At 66.8% G+C, this 17,463-nt stretch carries 17 protein-coding genes; 10 read left to right on the top strand and 7 right to left on the bottom strand.

What is annotated here, in order from left to right; genetic code table 11:
* The first annotated feature begins 11 nt into the window (after positions 1-11).
* The 3 genes from E2I15_RS01130 to E2I15_RS38570 all read left to right on the top strand — a co-directional run bounded on the left by E2I15_RS01130 (position 12) and on the right by E2I15_RS38570 (position 1,782).
* A complete protein-coding gene (locus E2I15_RS01130; protein WP_016839740.1) occupies positions 12-221 on the top strand; it encodes a DUF4170 domain-containing protein in 210 nt (69 codons plus the stop codon).
* Between the two features lie 211 nt (positions 222-432).
* Positions 433-1,008, top strand: a complete 576-nt coding sequence (locus tag E2I15_RS01135) for a hypothetical protein (RefSeq protein ID WP_137478184.1) — start codon at positions 433-435, stop codon at positions 1,006-1,008.
* 21 nt (positions 1,009-1,029) lie between these two features.
* On the top strand, positions 1,030-1,782 hold the full coding sequence (locus E2I15_RS38570) for a glycine-rich domain-containing protein (RefSeq protein WP_170991461.1): 753 nt from the start codon (positions 1,030-1,032) through the stop codon (positions 1,780-1,782).
* Here E2I15_RS38570 and E2I15_RS01145 read toward each other — a convergent pair.
* Positions 1,779-2,666 carry a metallophosphoesterase family protein gene (locus tag E2I15_RS01145; RefSeq protein ID WP_137478183.1) on the bottom strand — a complete coding sequence of 296 codons (888 nt, stop codon included), beginning with the start codon at positions 2,664-2,666 and terminating at the stop codon, positions 1,779-1,781. The two genes, E2I15_RS38570 and E2I15_RS01145, sit on opposite strands and share 4 nt — an antisense overlap.
* A 148-nt stretch (positions 2,667-2,814) precedes the next feature.
* Between E2I15_RS01145 and E2I15_RS01150 the strand changes: the two genes are divergently transcribed.
* The 3 genes from E2I15_RS01150 (at position 2,815) to E2I15_RS01160 (ending at position 4,286) form a co-directional block, all read left to right on the top strand.
* Positions 2,815-3,303 carry an NUDIX domain-containing protein gene (locus tag E2I15_RS01150; protein ID WP_137478182.1) on the top strand — a complete coding sequence of 163 codons (489 nt, stop codon included), beginning with the start codon at positions 2,815-2,817 and terminating at the stop codon, positions 3,301-3,303.
* Positions 3,304-3,342: 39 nt separating this feature from the next.
* The gene (locus E2I15_RS01155; protein WP_137478181.1) at positions 3,343-3,855 is read left to right on the top strand and encodes a GNAT family N-acetyltransferase; all 513 of its coding nucleotides are present in this window, start codon (positions 3,343-3,345) and stop codon (positions 3,853-3,855) included.
* A 113-nt stretch (positions 3,856-3,968) separates the two neighbouring features.
* A complete protein-coding gene (locus tag E2I15_RS01160; protein WP_016839733.1) occupies positions 3,969-4,286 on the top strand; it encodes an EthD family reductase in 318 nt (105 codons plus the stop codon).
* Between the two features lie 59 nt (positions 4,287-4,345).
* Here E2I15_RS01160 and E2I15_RS01165 read toward each other — a convergent pair whose 3' ends face one another.
* The 6 genes from E2I15_RS01165 to E2I15_RS01190 form a co-directional block, all read right to left on the bottom strand.
* Positions 4,346-6,715, bottom strand: coding sequence for a TonB-dependent receptor (locus E2I15_RS01165; RefSeq protein ID WP_137478180.1), 2,370 nt, complete (start codon positions 6,713-6,715; stop codon positions 4,346-4,348).
* A 111-nt stretch (positions 6,716-6,826) separates the two neighbouring features.
* The gene (locus tag E2I15_RS01170) at positions 6,827-7,249 is read right to left on the bottom strand and encodes a DUF2946 family protein (protein ID WP_155262159.1); all 423 of its coding nucleotides are present in this window, start codon (positions 7,247-7,249) and stop codon (positions 6,827-6,829) included.
* A gap of 162 nt (positions 7,250-7,411) precedes the next feature.
* A complete protein-coding gene (locus tag E2I15_RS01175; protein ID WP_137478179.1) occupies positions 7,412-9,475 on the bottom strand; it encodes a hypothetical protein in 2,064 nt (687 codons plus the stop codon).
* A gap of 120 nt (positions 9,476-9,595) precedes the next feature.
* Positions 9,596-12,397 (bottom strand): DUF4159 domain-containing protein, encoded by a 2,802-nt coding sequence (locus E2I15_RS01180; RefSeq protein WP_137478252.1) that lies wholly within the window; start codon positions 12,395-12,397, stop codon positions 9,596-9,598.
* On the bottom strand, positions 12,397-13,338 hold the full coding sequence (locus E2I15_RS01185) for a DUF58 domain-containing protein (protein ID WP_137478178.1): 942 nt from the start codon (positions 13,336-13,338) through the stop codon (positions 12,397-12,399). Before E2I15_RS01185 ends, E2I15_RS01180 begins: the two co-directional genes overlap by 1 nt.
* The gene (locus E2I15_RS01190) at positions 13,338-14,342 is read right to left on the bottom strand and encodes an AAA family ATPase (protein WP_137478177.1); all 1,005 of its coding nucleotides are present in this window, start codon (positions 14,340-14,342) and stop codon (positions 13,338-13,340) included. Before E2I15_RS01190 ends, E2I15_RS01185 begins: the two co-directional genes overlap by 1 nt.
* Positions 14,343-14,580: 238 nt before the next feature.
* Between E2I15_RS01190 and E2I15_RS01195 the strand changes: the two genes are divergently transcribed.
* The 4 genes from E2I15_RS01195 to E2I15_RS01210 are packed head-to-tail and all read left to right on the top strand — an operon-like array spanning position 14,581 to position 17,403.
* Complete coding sequence (locus E2I15_RS01195; RefSeq protein WP_016839726.1) at positions 14,581-15,222, top strand: DUF1285 domain-containing protein; 642 nt, start codon at positions 14,581-14,583, stop codon at positions 15,220-15,222.
* Positions 15,223-15,254: 32 nt separating this feature from the next.
* On the top strand, positions 15,255-15,890 hold the full coding sequence (locus tag E2I15_RS01200; protein ID WP_422109825.1) for a CoA pyrophosphatase: 636 nt from the start codon (positions 15,255-15,257) through the stop codon (positions 15,888-15,890).
* Positions 15,887-16,150, top strand: coding sequence for a DUF6111 family protein (locus tag E2I15_RS01205; protein ID WP_016839724.1), 264 nt, complete (start codon positions 15,887-15,889; stop codon positions 16,148-16,150). The genes E2I15_RS01200 and E2I15_RS01205 overlap by 4 nt, the downstream gene beginning before the upstream one ends.
* Positions 16,147-17,403 (top strand): CCA tRNA nucleotidyltransferase, encoded by a 1,257-nt coding sequence (locus E2I15_RS01210; protein WP_137478175.1) that lies wholly within the window; start codon positions 16,147-16,149, stop codon positions 17,401-17,403. Before E2I15_RS01205 ends, E2I15_RS01210 begins: the two co-directional genes overlap by 4 nt.
* The last annotated feature ends 60 nt before the right edge of the window (positions 17,404-17,463 follow it).

Genomic DNA, 17,463 nt, shown 5'->3' on the forward strand with positions numbered 1-17,463 from the left:
GGAGACTGACGATGAGCAAGGGCAGCAATTTCTGGGTGATTGGCGGCGAGTTCGGGTCGATGAACTTCCACAAGCTCGTCGAAGGTTCGGCCCAGGTCCGCGGTCCGTTCAAGACCCGCAAGGAAGCCGAAGAGTGCTGGAAGGAAGTCTCGGAAGAGAGCCGCCACAAGGCCGGCGTGCGCTTCTCCATCGTCGAGGAGCCGTCGCGGGTTTCGGCCTGACGCTCAAGATTTTCAGAGCTAAGAAAACGTCCAAGGACGGCGGCCCCATCCGGCTCCATTCGGGTGGGGTCGACCGCTTTTGGGACAGCGTCAAGCCTTTGATCTGGGGATAAGTGGTGGCCTAAGTGCTTGGGAACCAACGCCCTTTGCGGACATCTTGGTTGCTGATAGGTTAATGCGCAGGAAACCCGTCACCACGAGACCGCAAGGCATGTCCGATCCGCAGAACACCGGCAGCGAGGCGCGCGAGATGCGGCCGACTCTGCGAGAGGCGCTGCGACGGGCGCGGATCGAGGCGGCCGACCGCACTGGCGTCGTCGTCGAGTTGCGCGACGCCGAGGTGGCGCGGCTCGAGATCCTCAACGATGCGCTCGATCCGCTGTTCGCGCAGGTGCCGGACAAGGTCGATCTGTTCGACCGCGGCATCAGCCAGGGCGAGACGCCGCGGCTGTGGATCGACGTCGTCGCGCATGTGCTGATGGGGCGCGACAAGCGGATCTACCGCTTCGTGCAGGACACGAGGTTCGGCCGTATCGTGCTCGCCGAATCGCATGACGTGGCCGCGATCGTCGATGCCGTCACCGATTATGTCGCGCGCCGCCTGATCGAGCGCGAGCATGCGATGGTGGCAACGCCGCTTCCGGTTGCCGAGCCGCCGGCTCCGCCGCCCGTCCCGGTATTGGCGCCGAAGCGCCGCGGCGGGATCGGCATGTTCGTGTTCGGCTTCGTCATGGGCGCGCTCGCGCTGTTCGGTCTCGCGCTGTATGCGAGCTTGCAAAACTTCTAGCCGCTCAACGGGCGGGGCTTCGTGGTCATAACACCCGCCTCGGCATTTTTCGGCGTCCTGGCGGCGGCCGCGGTGGTCGGCAGCGCGGTGCTGTTCGGCAAGTGGCAGACGTTGCGGCGCGCCGAATACATCCGCACATTTCACTGGCCGGCGGGCCTGTTGGCGCGGCTCGAGAAGCGTCACCCCGGCTTCACCCGCAAGGACAGCGCGCTGGTCTCGCGCGGCCTGCGGCAGTTCTTCCTCGCCTATCTGATGAGCGGTAAGCGCTACGTCTCGATGCCCTCGCAGGCGGCCGACGACCTCTGGCACGAATTCATTCTCTACACCCGCGAATATGATGCGTTCTGCCGCCGCGCCTTCGGCGGCTTCCTGCATCACACCCCCGCGGTCGTCCTGGTGAAGGAGCGGCGCAGGAGCAACGAGGGGCTGCGGCGGGTCTGGTGGTACTGCTGCAAATACGAGAACATCGATCCGGTCAGGCCGACGCGGCTGCCGCTGCTGTTCGCGCTCGACGCCAAGCTGAACATCGCGAACGGCTTCATCTATCACACCGACTGCGAGGCGCTGCGCCGCAGCGGCATCGGCGGCAGCAGTCCCTATTGCGGCGGCGATTTCTCCGACTCGTCGATCGACGGATCGTCAGCGGGTTTCGGCGATGCCGGCGACGGGAGCGGTGGCAGCGATGGCGGTGACGGCGGCGGCGACGGTGGCGGCGGTGACAGCGGCGGCGGCTGCGGCGGTGGGTGTGGCGGCGGCGGCGGGGGCGGCGATTAGGACAGTCGTATTTGCTTCAATTCGCGAATGCCGGTGTGATCGCCGAGGCCGCGCACGGTCTGCTCGCAGCGCCAGCCATTGCCGTCACGCTCGATCGTGAACAAATTGTAGGCCGCCGCCGGATAGTGCTTGCGCGCCAGCGCCGATGCCGACGGCACGCCGATCGCCGGGATCTTCCGCTCGGGGCCGTCGAACCACATCGTCGAATGAACGTGGTCGTGGCCATGCAGCACCAGCTCGACGCCGTGGCGCCTGAGCAGCGCGAGCAGCTGATGCGAATCGGTCAGGCGCTTGGCGCGGCCGTCGGAGTGCAGCGGATGATGCACCAGGAGGACGCGGAAGGCGTCCTCCTGCGACAGCTGCGCGAGGATCGCATCAAGCGCATCGAGCTGGGGATGGCCGAGCCAGCCGGTCGCCATCAGCGGCGGCGTCGGCACCGCCGAGGAGACGCCGATCAGCGCCAGCGGCCCGCGGCGGCGCACGAACGGAAAATGCGCTGCCGCGCCGTCGGCGTCGCCGCGCAGATAGTCGCCGAAGTGACTGACGAAGCGATGCCGGGTCGCGCGCACATAGGCGTCGTGGTTGCCGGGGACCACGGTGACGTCGGCGGGCGAACCTACGCCCTCCAGCCATTGCCGGGCCGGATTGAACTCGGCATCCAGTGCCAGATTGACCAGGTCGCCGGTCACGGCGATGTGGTCCGGCTGCTGCGCCTGCATGTCCGACACCAGCGCGTCGAGCACGTCGCGGCGGTGATATTTGTGACGGTTGCGCGTCCAGTTCAGGTAGCCGAAGGCGCGCTTGCCGGCCAGGTCGCGCAGCCGCGCCGCCGGCAGCGGCGGCAAATGCGGGTCCGACAGATGCGCGAGGCGGAACGCCGCCATCATGCGATTCCCTTCGGATTGTCCGCGAAAAGTGGCCGGCAGCCGGTCATGTCGTGCTATCCCGAACGTCCCTAGCCTGTATTGGCAAGAGCTGCGCAGGCGCGCAAGGATCAATGCACGGATCAAACACCATGATGTCGAGGGTTCAGTGACGGTCCTGCTCGATCTACGCAAGCGCTACGAGCCGCAGATCAGATGGGTGTTTCATTTCTACTGGCGGCTGGTCCGCAGCATGACGCTCGGGGTCCGTGCCGTCGTGCTCGATGCCGACAACAGGGTGTTTCTCGTCAAGCACAGCTACGTCCATGGCTGGTATCTTCCCGGCGGCGGGGTCGAGGTCGGCGAAAGCTTTATCGAGTCGCTGCGGCGCGAATTGGAGGAGGAGGGGCGGATCGAGCTCAAGGGCGAGCCGGTGCTGCACGGAATCTTCCACAACAGCCACGTCTCGCCGCGCGATCATGTCGCGGTCTACGTCGTCAGGAACTACCGGCAGGACCGCCTGCCGGAGCCGAATCGCGAGATCGTGGCCTGCGGCTTCTTCGATCCGGCTGAGCTGCCTGACGAGACCACCCCCGGCACGCGGTTGCGGATCGCTGAGGTACTCGAAGGCAAGCCGCCGACGGCGACATGGCGGTGATGGACCGCGCCCGCGCCAGATGCTATCCCGCGCCCCACAATGACCGAATTGTCCCTGACCATCCTGCCCGAGACCCCGAAAGACGCCCAGGCGATCGAGCGCCTGCACGAGCGCACCTTCGGGCCCGGCCGCTTCGTGCTCAGCGCCTACCGGCTCCGCGAGCATGTCGATCATCTGCTCGATGTCTCCTTCACGGCGCGGATCGGCACGCTGCTGGTCGGCTCGGTGCGCCAGCTGCCGGTCACGATCGGCGATACGCCGGCCCTGATGCTTGGGCCGTTGACGGTCGAGCCGCCGTTCCGCAGCCGCGGCGTCGGCCGCGCGCTGCTCGAACGTGCGATCAACGACGCTCGCGCCAAGGGCCACCGGCTGATCGTGCTGGTCGGCGACGAGCCATACTATTCGCGGGTCGGCTTCAAGCCGGTCCCGAAGGGGCGAATGACCATGCCGGGCCCGGTCGATTACAGTCGCCTGCTTGTCATGGAACTGGTCGACGGCGCGGCCGAGGGCGTGTCCGGGCCGATCCAGCCGGACTGGAGCAAGGCGATCTGACATCCGCGCGAGCGGCGCCGGAACTGTTGCGCGCTATCGGAAACTAAAGCACAGTTGAGACAAGCGCCGGGACAAGACCGGCGCTTGTCATGTCAACAGGGAGAGTGCGCGCCATGATCAAGGTCAGTGTGATGTATCCGAACAATCCAGGCGCACGCTTTGATCACGACTATTATCGCGACAAGCACATGCCGCTGGTGAAGGCGCGCCTCGGCGACGCCTGCAAATACTACACCGTCGACAAGGGGCTCGCCGGCGGCGCACCGGGGCAACCCGCAACCTATGTCGGAATGTGCCACATCTTCTGCGACTCGGTTGAGGCCTTCGCGGCCGGCATGGGCAAGCACGCCCAGGAGATCATGGGCGACATCCCGAACTACACCGATCTGCAGCCGGTGATCCAGATCAGCGAAGTCGTCGTCGGCCACTGATCGGCGCGGACGTTAGGGCATCATCCCTCTGCCGCAAGCGGCAGAGGGACCCGCTTGGCTCAGAACTTCAGGTTGGCGAACGCCCGCACGCCGAGGCCCGGCATCAGCACCTCGTCCTTGGTGTAGGAGACGGAGTTGCGGATGTTCTGGTTGAGCAGATTGTTGCCGACCAGACCCAGCGTCATCTCGCGTGCGCCGATCCATGACGCATTCAGCTTGGTGTTGTAGGTGATCTCCGCATTCAAGAGATTGTAGCCCGCCGTCGGGGTCTCGCCGATGACAGCGATGTCGTTCTGCGCGAAGGCGTGCACCAGATTGATGCGGGTCAGCCAGTTGCTGTCGCGCCAGTAGAGGCCGCCGCCGAGCCGCACCGGCGGAATCCGCGGCACGTTGCTGCCGTCGGTGAAGGTGGCGCGCACCACGTCGAACTGGTTCTCGATGCCCCAGATGCCGCCGTTGAGCGGGCCGATGTCGAATTGGCTCTGGAATTCGGCGCCGCGGAAGATCGCGTCACGCTGCGAGTAGCGCGCTTGGTTCAGTTCGAGGCCGGGGCCCAGCTGGCACGCGCTCTCGTCACATGTGTTGCCCGTCAGCCGGCGGTATATGAAGCCGTCGAACCTGGTGTAGTAACCGGTGAGCTCGAACCGCAGCGGTCCGGTCGCCCGCCGTAGGCCGATCTCGATCGATTTTGCGGTTTCGATGCCGAGATTGGGATTGCCGATGTCGAACGTGGCGGTCGCATCGTGGGGGCCGCGCGAGAAGAGCTCGGCCGGTTTCGGCGCACGTTCGACGTATTGAGCGGTCGCGCTTGCTACCAGATCCCACGGCAGATTCTGGATCAAGCCGAGGCTGCCGCTCTTGGGCGTGAAATTCGGATTTTGCGCTGTAGCTGGACCGATGCTTGCGGGATCGGTGGCCACGTCGAATATGGGGGGAATGAAAGCCGGAGTTGTGCCGGAGAGATCGATATGTTCGATCCGCCCGGCAATCTGTGCCTTGGTGGTGTCGGTGAACTTCAGCTCGTTGAACACGTAACCAGCGACCCTGTTGTTCTTGTTGGGGTCCCATAATCCGTTGAGCGGGCTCGTCGGATCGTCCGGGCTCGGCGCGGTCAGCTCCTGATGCCCGGCCTGCACGCCGAATGCGGTCGTCACCGTGGCGAAGCGTGCGTTGAACGGCATCATCTGCACCTCGACGCGCGCCTCCTGCTCCTTGTTGGTGAAGGTCTGGCGTACGCCGTCGCTGAACGGGTCGGTCGGATCGGCAAGGCCGAGCTCGTTGTGGCGATAGTCGGTCGCGCCGACCCAGAACCGCACCGCATCGATCGCCGCCGTATCGGGACGGTACTCGCCCTTGACGGCGATCTTGGTCTGATGCGCGTCGATCCGGGTCTGGTGATCGGCGCCATCGGTGCCGGGGATGTGGTAGAGCGCGTCGTTCTGGGTGATCGCCGCGCCGATATAGCCGCCTTGGAAGAAATAGGAGGCGCCGACCGACGCGCCGTCCGACTGCGTCGCGGAGTTCGGCTGGCGGCTGTTGAACGGCTGGCCCGGCACGAACAGATAGGGGTAGCTCGGGATGCTGTAGTCGCTGGTGGTGCGGCCATAGACATCGGCATGCACGGCGACATTGTTGCCGCCTGCATCCAGCAGCATGCCGCCATCGACCCCGCGATTGACCGAACTCACCGACGTGCGGGTCTCGACGTTGAGGCAGCCCGGCGAGCCGGTATCGGCCAGCGGCGCCTTCACGGGCAGCCCGTAGGTCTGGAACGGCGCCGCCGCGCAGGTCGGCATCGCGTCGGGGATGCGGTTGTTGGTGGCGCTGACCACGCCGCCGATCGAGGTCGAGCCGTAGCGCAGCGCGGCCGGGCCGCGCACTACTTCGATCTGGTTGGTCGACAGCGGATCGATCGGCACGAAATGATCTTCGCCGAGATCGGAGGCACCGCCGCCGCCGAGACCATTTTCGACGATGCCGACGCGGTTGACGTCAAGGCCGCGGATGATCGGCCGGCTCGAGGCGCCGGGGGCGAAGCTCGACCCGGTGATGCCGGGCTTGGAGAACAGGAGATCGCCGAGCGTGGCGGCCCCGGAGCGCCGCAGTTCCTCGTTCGGCACCACGGTGACGGTGGCGAACTGGTCGGTGACGACGGGCAGCACGCCCTGCTGCGGTGCCGGCGCGGGTGCCGCAGGCGCCGGCTGCACGGCCGCGGCGCGTTCGCGGTTGCGGCTCGGCGCGGCCCGGACAACATGGCTCGGCGTGCGCGTTGGCGTCGTCCGGTGCCGTTGGATCGGGCTCGGAGCCGTCACGGTGATGTCGGGGAGTTGCGTCGGCGTGTCGTCGGCCAGGGCATTGTGGCTAATCGGGCCCAGCAATAGCCAGCTCACGCTCCCGATGTAGAGTGCTCGTTTCTTCTGAAGTGTCATTGTCCCGATCCAGGCCCGTCGAAATGACGGATCGATTCCGATTTGCCCCGCTGGCGCAGGCCGCACATGTGACGCGGCCGTCCGCTCAGGGCGTGCAGCAATCAGTCGATGTCAGGACAGGGGAGGTGCGCGGGAATGGAAGGCCGCCGGCGCCGATTTCAGATGGGCGAATTCGGCATTGGTGGTTCGGAACAGAAGCTCGATGGCTTCCGGCAGCAACAGCACCGGCGGCGCCGTGAACAGCATGCTGCTCGCGAGCGAGATGACGGCGCAGATCGCGCAATTGTCGGCCGGATGCCTGTCGTTGTCGTGATTGGCGGGCTGTGGCGTCCCGATCACCTGGACCGCGAGGTCCGGCGTCGCCGAGGTCCCGATATAGGCGAGATCGACCAGCGACAGCCCGGTCTGCACCGTGGGCGCCGCTTGCGCGGCCGCGATCGGATGGAAATGCCCGAACGACAGCATGAACTGGACGGCAAGCGCGAACAGCGCGAGCCGCGAGCCAGTCTTGATGTGTCGCCGGAACCACTTCATGCCGATAACGCCCACCCGTCGGGAGCGCATCAACACCCCAGCGCCCCGATGTTACATTATAACATCGGATGGCGTGCGCGATGTCAACCAGCGTTCAGACAAACCGTGTCGATACGTTGCCTGTGTGTGCTTGATGCAACGCAGACCTGAGCCCGGCCGGGCTCAGCGTCCTTCCCGCAGCCATGTTGCCGCGAATGCGCCGAGCAACAGCAGCAGGCCGACCAGGCCGGCGAACATCGGCAGCACGCCGACGCCCTTTACGACGCTGGCGTCGCGCATCTTGACGCCGAGCCAGCCGTCGCCGTGGAAGATCGAGGAGGAACGCACCGGCACGACGCGCGGCATATCGAGGCTCGAACCGTCGACAATGCGCCGGGCGTCGCCGCCGGTCGCCTGCGCCAGCGGCTTCAGCATGTCGGTGGTCGAGGTGACCTCCGAGAATTCCTTCGGGTTGGTCGGGCCGACATTGATCAGCGCCTTCAGCGTGCCGTCGGTGGCCTGCCACAGGCCGAGCTCGTTGGCGGGCAGCGTCGCGCGCCACTCGCCGGGATCGCCGGCGGTGAGCGTCAGTTCGCGCGTGGTGCCGCTCGGCGACGTCACGGTGACCGGCGCGACGGTGTCGGCCATGGTCTGGCGCACCACCATGAGATCCTTGCCCTGCACCTGCATGCGCAGCGCCTCTTCGTCGAGGTCCGGCTGCTTCATCAGCCAGTGCGACACCCGCCGCAACAAATCGAGATGCGGGCCGCCGCCCTCGTAGCCGCGCGCCCACAGCCAGATGTGGTCGGAGAGCAGCAGCGCGACGCGGCCTTCGCCGAAGCGCGACAGCAGCAGCAGCGGCTTGCCGTCGGCACCGGTCATGACCGGCGGATTAATCGCGTTGCGGGTATCGACGGTGCGGAAGAACCGGCTCCAATGCGGCGGCTCGGCATTCGAGCCTTCCAGCCCGCGCGTCACCGGATGGCGTTTCCCGGCATCGCTCAGATGTGCGTAGAACGGCTTCTCGGTCACCCCGACCGGTTCGGCCGGCAGCACCGAGTCCAGCGGCGTGCGCCAGATGCTGGTGGTCGAGGCGTAGTCGGGACCGGCGGACACCAGCACCGCGCCGCCGGCGCGGACGTAGCGCGCGATGTTGTCGAAATAGGCGATCGGCAGCACGCCCTGGCGGGCGTAGCGGTCGAAGATGATCAGCTGGAATTCGTTGATCTTCTGCTGGAACAGCTCGCGGGTCGGAAATGCGATCAGCGACAGCTCGTTGATCGGCGTGCCGTCCTGCTTCTCCGGCGGACGCAGAATGGTGAAGTGCACGAGATCGACGCTGGGGTCGGACTTCAAGAGGTTGCGCCAGGTGCGCTCGCCGGCATGCGGCTCGCCGGAAACCAGCAGCACGCGCAGCTTGTCGCGGACGCCGTCGATCGCGACCACGGCGCGGTTGTTGACCGGCGTCAGCTCGTTCTCGAGCGGCGAGGCCTCGATCTCGACGATGTTGGGTCCGGCGTGCTTGATGTCGATGTCGACGCTCGAGGTCTGGCCGCTGGTCAGCGTGCGCTCGTTGATCACTTCGCCGTCGCGGCGGATCGTGACTTTGGCGCGCTCGCCGCTGACGCCCTGGTCGTCGAGCCGGAAGGTGATGGTCTGGGTCTGGCCGACGATGCCGAAGCGCGGCGCGGCTGTGATCGCGATGCGGCGGTCACGCTCGTCCTTGCGGCCGGTGATCAGCGCGTGGACCGGCGCCTGGAAGCCGAGCGCCTGGGCGTTGGCAGGAATGTCATGCACGCGGCCATCGGTGATCATGAACGCGCCGGCGACGCGCTCGACCGGAACGTCTGACAGCGCCGACGTCAGCGCGCCGAACAGTTTTGTGCCGTCGGTCTCGCCATCGGCCTGACCGGCCTCGACGACGCGGACCTCGAGGCCCTTGATCTGCTTCAGGCTGTCGACCAGCGCCTGGCGCGCCTTGTCGGTCTCCTGGTTGCGCGTGCCGAAGTTCTGGCTCGGGCTCTTGTCGACCACGACGGCCGCGACCGAGGACAGCGGCTCGCGGTCCTCGCGGGTGAAGGAGGGATTGGCCAGTGCCAGCAGGATCAGCGCCAGCGCTGCGACCCGCACCGCGGCGCCCCGCGCGCGCGACACCAGGAGCAGCACGGCGATGACGACGATCGCGCCGAGCGCGAGCCACAGCACGAGCGAAGGAACCAGCGGTGTGAACGCGATACCGTAGTTCATGGCGTCACTCCGTCATTCCGGGATGGTCCGAAGGACCAGACCCGGAATCTCGAAATTCCAGGTTCGATGCTTTCGCATCGCCCCGGAATGACGGTGTTGGCAGCTGAATCACTCGCATCTCTACTGTCCCAGCCGCTCGATCAAGGCAGGCGCGTGCACCTGATCGGCCTTGTAGTTGCCGGTCAGCGTGTACATCACGATGTTGACGCCGGCGCGGAAGGCGAATTCGCGCTGGCGCGGCTCGCCCGGTGTCAGCGGCAGCATCGGCTGGCCGTCGGGGCGGATCGCCCAGGCTCCGGCGAGGTCGTTCGACGTGATGATGATCGGCGAGACGCCGTCGCCGCCGCGCGCCGGGCGCTGCGCAGCCTCGTCGTCGTCCTCGCGCGGCAGGGCCTCGACCCAGGTCTGGCCGGAATTGAAGCGGCCGGGGAAGTCGCGCAGCAAATAGAACGTCTTGGTCAGCACGTGCTCGCGCGGCACCGGCTCGAGCTCGGGCACGTCGAGGGTCGACAACAATTCGCGCAGCGTCTGCATGCCGGGCGTCTGCGATGAGCCGTTGTCACCCGGCGGCGCTTCGACGGCGTCACGGGTATCGAAGATGACGGTGCCGCCCTGCTTCATGTAGGCGTCGATCTTGTTGATGGCGTCCTGCGGCGGTTTCGGCGCGCCCGGCACGATCGGCCAGTATATCAGGGGGAAGAACGCCAGCTCGTCGCGCGCGGGATCGATGCCGACGGGATCGCCGGCCTCCAGCGCGGTGCGCTGTCCGAGGAACAGCGTCAGTCCGGACATCCCCGCCTTGACGATGGAATCGACGTCGGCATTGCCGGTGACGACATAGGCCAGCCGCGTCTGCGACACCGCCTTGATGGCGAAGTCGTCGCTGCTCTCCGCCCGTGTCGACGACGGTGCGAACGTCACGAGTATCAAGGCGAAGGCGAGCACGGCCGGTGCCGCGCGCCGCCGGATCAGCGCGGCGAGGCCGCCGCCGAGCATGGCGACCACGATCGCATCGAGCAGGAACAGCGCCAGCGCCGTCGACAGCATGATGCCGCGCAGGTCGCGCGGCTCGGCGTTGGTGTAGCTCGCACGCGTCGCGCGCAGGGCCGAGGTGTCGAGCGGCGCGATGCGATCGGCGGAGGCGAGCGTGTTGACCGCGATCGGGCTCTCGGCCGTGCCGTAGAAGCCGGGCGGATGGTCGGCCGTGCCGCGATCGCGATAGTCTGCCGACATCGGCTTGGCGCTCGAGGGCGGCGGGCCGAAGACGCCGAAGCCGTCGAGCGTGCGCAGCGGCGCAACCGTCTCGGCGTTGGGATCGCTGGCGACGCCGGGGCCGGGCTTCGAGGTATAGCCGGACATGTCGATCAGCCGGCGCAGCATCTCGACGAAGGTGCCGGACATCGGCAGATCCGACCAGCGCATGTCGGCGCCGACATGGAACAGGCTGACCACGCCCTTGCCACGACGCTCGCCAGTGACGAGCGGCGTGCCGTCCTCCAGCGAGGCCCAGCTCTTGGTCGGGAGTACGGCGTCGGGCTCGGCCAGCACCTGGCGGTTGACGGTGATGTCCCTCGGCACGGTGAGGCCGGCGAACGGGCCGTCGGCGGAGAACGAGGCCATGTGCTGCGGCTTCTCCCAGGTCAGGCTGCCGCCGAGCGTGCGTCCGCCGCGGCGCAGCTTGACGGGAACGAGGTCGTCATCGGCCTGGGCGAGGCGCGGACCGGCGAAGCGCACCAGCACGCCGCCTTGCTCGATCCAGGCATTGAGCCGGTCGCGGATCTCCGGCGACAGCGTGCCGACATCGGCCATCACGATCATCGGCAGCCGCTGGTCGAGGAATTGCCCGATCACCTGCTGCGGCGCGCCGCGGTCGCCGAGCCTGACATCGGCGAATGGCGACAGTGCGCGGGAGAGATAGAAGGTCGACGCCAGCAGCGGCTGCGCGGTGTCGTTGCTCGCGCCCGAGACCACGCCGATGGCGCGGCGGCGCCAGCGCCGGTCGAGCAGCTGCACGGCGCCGGCCGAATGCTCGCCGGAGATTTCGAGCCGTGCGATGTCGTTGCGCAACTCGACCGGAAGATCGAAGGCGGCTTCGGTCTCGCGCTCCTGCGGGCCGAATGTGTAGCGGGCCTCGCCGATCGGCGAGCCCTTGGCGTCGACCCCGCGCACCGTTCCCGCCGCGATGCCGCTCTCGGTGCGCAGCACCTTCACCGTCATCTTGGCGGCGGCGTTCTCGGCCGCGACCAGCGCCTGCGCCGACTGCGCTCCGCCCGCATAGATCGTCAGATTGCGGCTCTCGATCACCTTGCCGAGCCCCTCGGTGAATTCGCTGCCGCGGCCGGTGTCGACGCCGTCGGACAGCCAGGCGATGTCGCAGTCGCCGGTCGACTTGAGGAAACGTCCAAGCGCGCCGAGGGTTTCAACCCGATCGACCGAGTAGGGCTTTGGCACGAGCTGGCGCAGCGCGACGCGCGCGGCGCCGGCCGGCATCAGCGTGATGTCACGCGCGGGCTCGGACAGCGGCACCAGCGCGACGCCGCGGCGGTCGCTGTCGGCGTTGGCGATCAGTTCGTCCGCGGCCCTGATCCGCGCGTCCCAGCTCGAGGCCGCGCTCCAGCCGTCGTCGAGCAGGATCACCAGCGGCAATTTACCGGCGGCGACGCCGGTCTGCGGATTCCAGATCGGGCCGGCGGCGGCGACGATGACGAGCGCGGCGGCGGCGAGCCGCAGCAGCGTCAGCCACCACGGCGTGCGCGACGGCGTCTCCTCCTTCGGCGCGATGTCGAACAATAGCCGCGTCGGCGGGAATTCGATCCGGCGCGGCCGCGGCGGCATCACGCGCAACAGCCACCACAGCACCGGCAGGCTGACCAGCCCCAGCAGCAGCAGCGGTTCGGCAAAGGAGAGGGGGAGGCCTGCGATCATGCGCTGCGTCCCGCCTTGACTGTTGAGCGGCCGCCGCCCTTGCTCACCATCATGCCGGCATGCAGGAACAACAGCAGCTCGGCAGCGGAGCGGCTGGTGGTGTGGGTCGAGAACAGCCAGTCGAGCCGGTTGGTCTCATTGCGGATCTGGTCGCGATGCAGCGCGACCCGGGCGACATAATCGCTCGCCCAGCTCTCGGCGCGGCCCGCGGTGATGACGCCGCCGGCCTCCGGCTCGACGAACTCCACACGGCCCGAATAGGGGAAGGTCTCTTCGGCGGGATCGACGACCTGGATCATGGTGCCGTGCGCGCCGGAGGAGGAAAGCCCGGCGAGCATCGTCGTGATCTCTGTGATCGGCGACCAGAAATCCGACAACACGACGACTTCGGCCAGCGACGACGGCACGAAGGACGGCGGCAGGCTCGCGCGCGTCTTCTCGTCGTGCAACATCGCTTCGGCCATCTTGTCGATCACGTTGAGGCTTGCGGTCGGGTTCATCAGGCCGGGAATGCCGACGCGTTCTCCGCCCGCAACGAGCAACTCGGCGAGCGCGAAGGCCACGATCAGGCCGCGCTCCAGCTTGCTGTCGCGCGCCTCGCGCGAGGCAAAGGCCATCGAGGGCGAGCGGTCGGGCCAGATCCACACCGTGTGCGCGGCTTCCCACTCCTGCTCGCGGACATAGAGATGGTCGTCGCGTGCCGAGCGGCGCCAGTCGACGCGCTGCGACGGCTCGCCGGAGACGAAGCGGCGGTATTGCCAGAAATTCTCGCCCGAGCCGGCGCGGCGACGGCCGTGCAGGCCATGGATGACGTTGGCGGCGACACGGCGGGCCTCAAGCACCAGACGTGGCAGCGATGCGGCGAGCGTTCGGCTTTCGCCATCGGCACGTCGAACCGCAAGGATCTCCTCGTTCTGGTGCCTGTTGTCTGCGGCCATCAACCGATCCGGGTCTTCAATTGCTTGATCACGTCGGGAATGGTGCGGCCCTCGGCGCGCGCCGAGAAGGTCAGCGCCATGCGGTGCTTGAGCACGGGCTCGGCGAGATCGAGCACGTCGTCGATCGACGGCGCGAGTCTCCCGTCGAGCAATGCACGGGCGCGCACCGCGAGCATCAAGGCCTGGCTGGCGCGCGGACCCGGTCCCCATGCGATCAGCTTGCCGGCCTCGCCGCCCTCGGTGCCGGGACGCGCGGCGCGGACCAGCGTCAGGATCGCCTCGACTACGGAATCGCCGACCGGCAGGCGCCGCACCAGACGTTGCGCGGTGAGCAGCGTCTCGGCGTCCATCGACGGCTTGGCCGCTGCCTCTTCGGCGCCGGTGGTTTCGAACAGGATGCGCCGCTCGGCGTCGCGATCGGGATAGTCGACGTCGATTTCCATCAGGAAGCGGTCGAGCTGCGCTTCGGGCAGCGGATAGGTGCCTTCCTGCTCGAGCGGGTTCTGGGTTGCGAGCACGTGGAACGGTTTTGGCAAATCATGCCGCGCGCCGGCAATGGTGATGTGCTGCTCCTGCATGGCCTGCAGCAGCGCCGACTGGGTGCGCGGGCTGGCGCGGTTGATTTCGTCGGCCATCAACAGCTGCGCGAACACCGGACCTGCGATGAAGCGAAACGAACGCTTACCGGCCGAGCTCTCGTCGAGCACTTCGGCGCCGAGAATATCCGAAGGCATCAGGTCCGGGGTGAACTGAATGCGCTTGGCATCGAGGCCGAGCGTGACGCCGAGGGTCTCGACCAGCTTGGTCTTGGCGAGGCCGGGCACGCCGATCAACAGCGCATGGCCGCCGGACAGGATCGTCACCAGGGTGTTTTCGATCACCTGGTCCTGGCCGAAGATGACGGCGGAGACCGCTTCCTTGGCGGCCTTGATCTGGCCCGCGACCTGCTCGGCCGAACGGACGATCACATCCTCCAGTTTCTCGACGCTGTCTGCACCAGCCATTCGATCCGCTCCTTCTCGACGATGCGCGCACATTGACGCGCCGTCATCTGTCGTCATCTTGGCCCTCATGCTAAACCTGAGCGAAGGCCATGTATTCGTTGAATTAAACTATCCCCACCTTATCGGTGTTTCAGGGTATGAACGGCATCACGATGTGGCGAGAATGACATCCCGACCACATCTCAGGATATGTGCACCAAACGTGCCAGATTGAAGGTAGGAAACTTTAAGGCAAACAATGGCGAAGCAAGGGCAGAGCGATTCCGGCAGGGAAACTACGGGCCTCGGGAGCAAGGGTCTCGAAGGGCTCACCACGGCCGCAAATCAAGCTGCGACATCGGGGCCGGCCGGACGCAAGGGCCTGCCGCCGGTCCACCTGTGGAATCCGCCATTCTGCGGCGATCTCGACATGCGAATCGCGCCTGACGGCACCTGGTTCTACATGGGAACGCCGATCGGCCGCCCTGCACTGGTGCGGCTGTTCTCCACGATCCTGAAGCGCGAGGACGGCAAGCACTTTCTCGTGACACCGGTGGAGAAGGTCGGCATCCGCGTCGACGACGCGCCGTTCCTTGCCGTGGAAATGCAGACCGGGGAAGACGCGCGCGGCCGGCTGCTCAGGTTCCGCACCAATGTCGACGATTGGGTCGATTGCGAGAAAGGCCATGGCCTCAGATTCGAGGCGGCCGAGGACGGCGGATTGACGCCCTATCTGCATGTCCGAGCCGATTTGTGGGCCAAGGTCACCCGCGCGCTCTATTACGATCTGGTTGACATGGGCGAGCAGCGGATGGTCGATGGTCAAGAGATGTTCGGCATCGAGTCCGGCGGCGAGTTCTTCGCGATGGCCGATGCCAGTCAGGTGAGGGACGCACTTTGAACGAGCCGTTGCTGAAGGTGGAGCCGGCGGCGATCAGCTCGACGGAATTCTTCGCGCGGGCCAGCACGCGGCTCACTTTCGATGTGCCGCCGGGCCTGGTCGATCCGAATATCATTCCGCGCACCGGAGACTCCGGCAACGACCGCATGCTCGAGATCGTGGCGCAGGAGCAGCCGGTGCGGCCGGCCGCGGTGCTGATCCCGGTGGTCGATCACCCCGAGCCGACCGTGCTGTTGACGCAGCGCTCGCCCAATCTGTCGAGCCATGCCGGCCAGATTTCGTTTCCCGGCGGCAAGATCGACGCCACCGACGCATCGCCGCTCGATGCCGCGCTACGCGAGGCCTGCGAGGAAGTCGGGCTGAAGCGGGAATTCATCGACCCGGTCGGCTATCTCGACCTTTATGGTACCGCGTTCGGCTTCCGCATCCTGCCGACGGTCGCCAAGGTGAAGCCGGGATTCACGCTTGCGATCAACGAGGCGGAGGTGGTCGATGCGTTCGAGGTGCCGCTCGCTTTCCTGATGAATCCGGAGAATCATCTGATCCACACCAAGGAATTCCGAGGCATGGACCGGTCCTATTACGCGATGCCGTTCGCAGAGCGCTACATCTGGGGCGCGACCGCGGGCATCCTGCGCGTGTTGTATGAGCGGATCTATCTGTCATGATCCGCACGGTATTGACCGAGATCGGAATCTTTCTGGTCCCGTTCGCGGTCTATGCCATCTTCCTCATCGCGACGCGGTCCGGCGTGACGCTGCCGGCGTCATGGCCGCTCGACATGCTGGCGAAGCTGACGCTGGTGGCGCTGGTGATGGTCATCGTGAGCTTCGTGCTGCTGGCCGAATTGACCGGCGCGCCGCCGAACTCGACCTACGTTCCCGCCCATATCGAAAACGGCAGGCTGGTGCCGGGAGTTGAGAAATGAGCGAGGTGCGCCTGTTGTCCGACGCGCCATGGCTCGCTTCGGGGCCCGCGGCGCACGTGCTCGGCCTGCTCAATGCCGACGGCGAGGAAGCGCGGGTGGTCGGCGGGGCCGTGCGCAACGCCTTGATGCAGATTCCGCTCGCCGACATCGATATCGCCACCACGGCGTTGCCGGAGGAGGTGATCCGCCGCGCCAAGCGGGCGGGCATCAAGAGTGTGCCGACCGGCATCGAGCACGGCACGGTGACCCTGGTCGTCGACAGCCAGCCCTTCGAGGTGACGACGCTGCGCGAGGATGCCGAGACCTATGGCCGCAAGGCCAGGGTGGCGTTCGGTCGCGACTGGGTGCGCGACGCCGAGCGGCGCGACTTCACCATCAACGGCCTGTCGGTCGATGCCTCGGGCATCGTGCACGATCACGTCGGCGGCCTCGCCGACATCGAGGCGAGGCGCGTGCGCTTCATCGGCGATCCCGCGCAGCGGATTGCCGAGGACTATCTGCGCATCCTGCGCTTCTTCCGTTTCCATGCTGCCTATGGCGTGGGCGAGGTCGATCGCGCCGGCTATCTCGCCTGCGTCAGTGGGCGCGCCGGATTGGCCGGCCTCTCGGCCGAGCGGATTCGCATGGAGATGCTCAAGCTCGTGGTCGCGAACGGCGCCGCGAGTGCAGTGGTTGCGATGAGTGAGGGCGGCTTGCTGCAGCCGCTGTTCGGCGGCGTCGCCTATACCGGCCCGTTCGCGGCGATGATCGAGATCGAGCGGCGGATGAAGCTCGCGCCGAGCGCGATCCGAAGGCTCGCCGCGCTGACGGTCGCCGTGACCGAGGACGCGCGACGCATCGCCAGCCGGCTGCGGCTCTCCAATGCCGAAGCCAAGGCGCTCGATTCGATGGGCCATCGCTGGTGGCGCCTGCCCGGCATGGACGAGGCGCATGCCAAGCGCAGGCTCTACCGGCTCGACGAGGAGCCCTATCGCGACCGGTTGCTGCTCGCCTGGGCGCGCACCGGCGCGGGCCAGGATGTCGATCAATGGCGCGCGCTCGCCACGCTGCCAGAGCGCTGGCGCGCGCCTCACTTTCCCTTGAGGGCGTCGGATTTCGTCGCGCGCGGGATTGCCGAGGGACCGGCGCTGGGACATGTACTGACCCTGGCCGAGGATGCTTGGCTCGCCGCGGATTTCCCGCTGGATCCGCAGGTGTTGTCCGGCATCGCCGACCAGACCGTTTCCCGCTTCACCCGCGACCATCGGCTCTGATTTTTCTCTGAATTTTCTTAGTCTAGCCGGCATCTCGATGCCGCCGTGATCAGCGGCGGC

The organism is Bradyrhizobium sp. BR2003 (assembly GCF_009720285.1).
GTDB classification, from domain to species: domain Bacteria; phylum Pseudomonadota; class Alphaproteobacteria; order Rhizobiales; family Xanthobacteraceae; genus Bradyrhizobium; species Bradyrhizobium elkanii.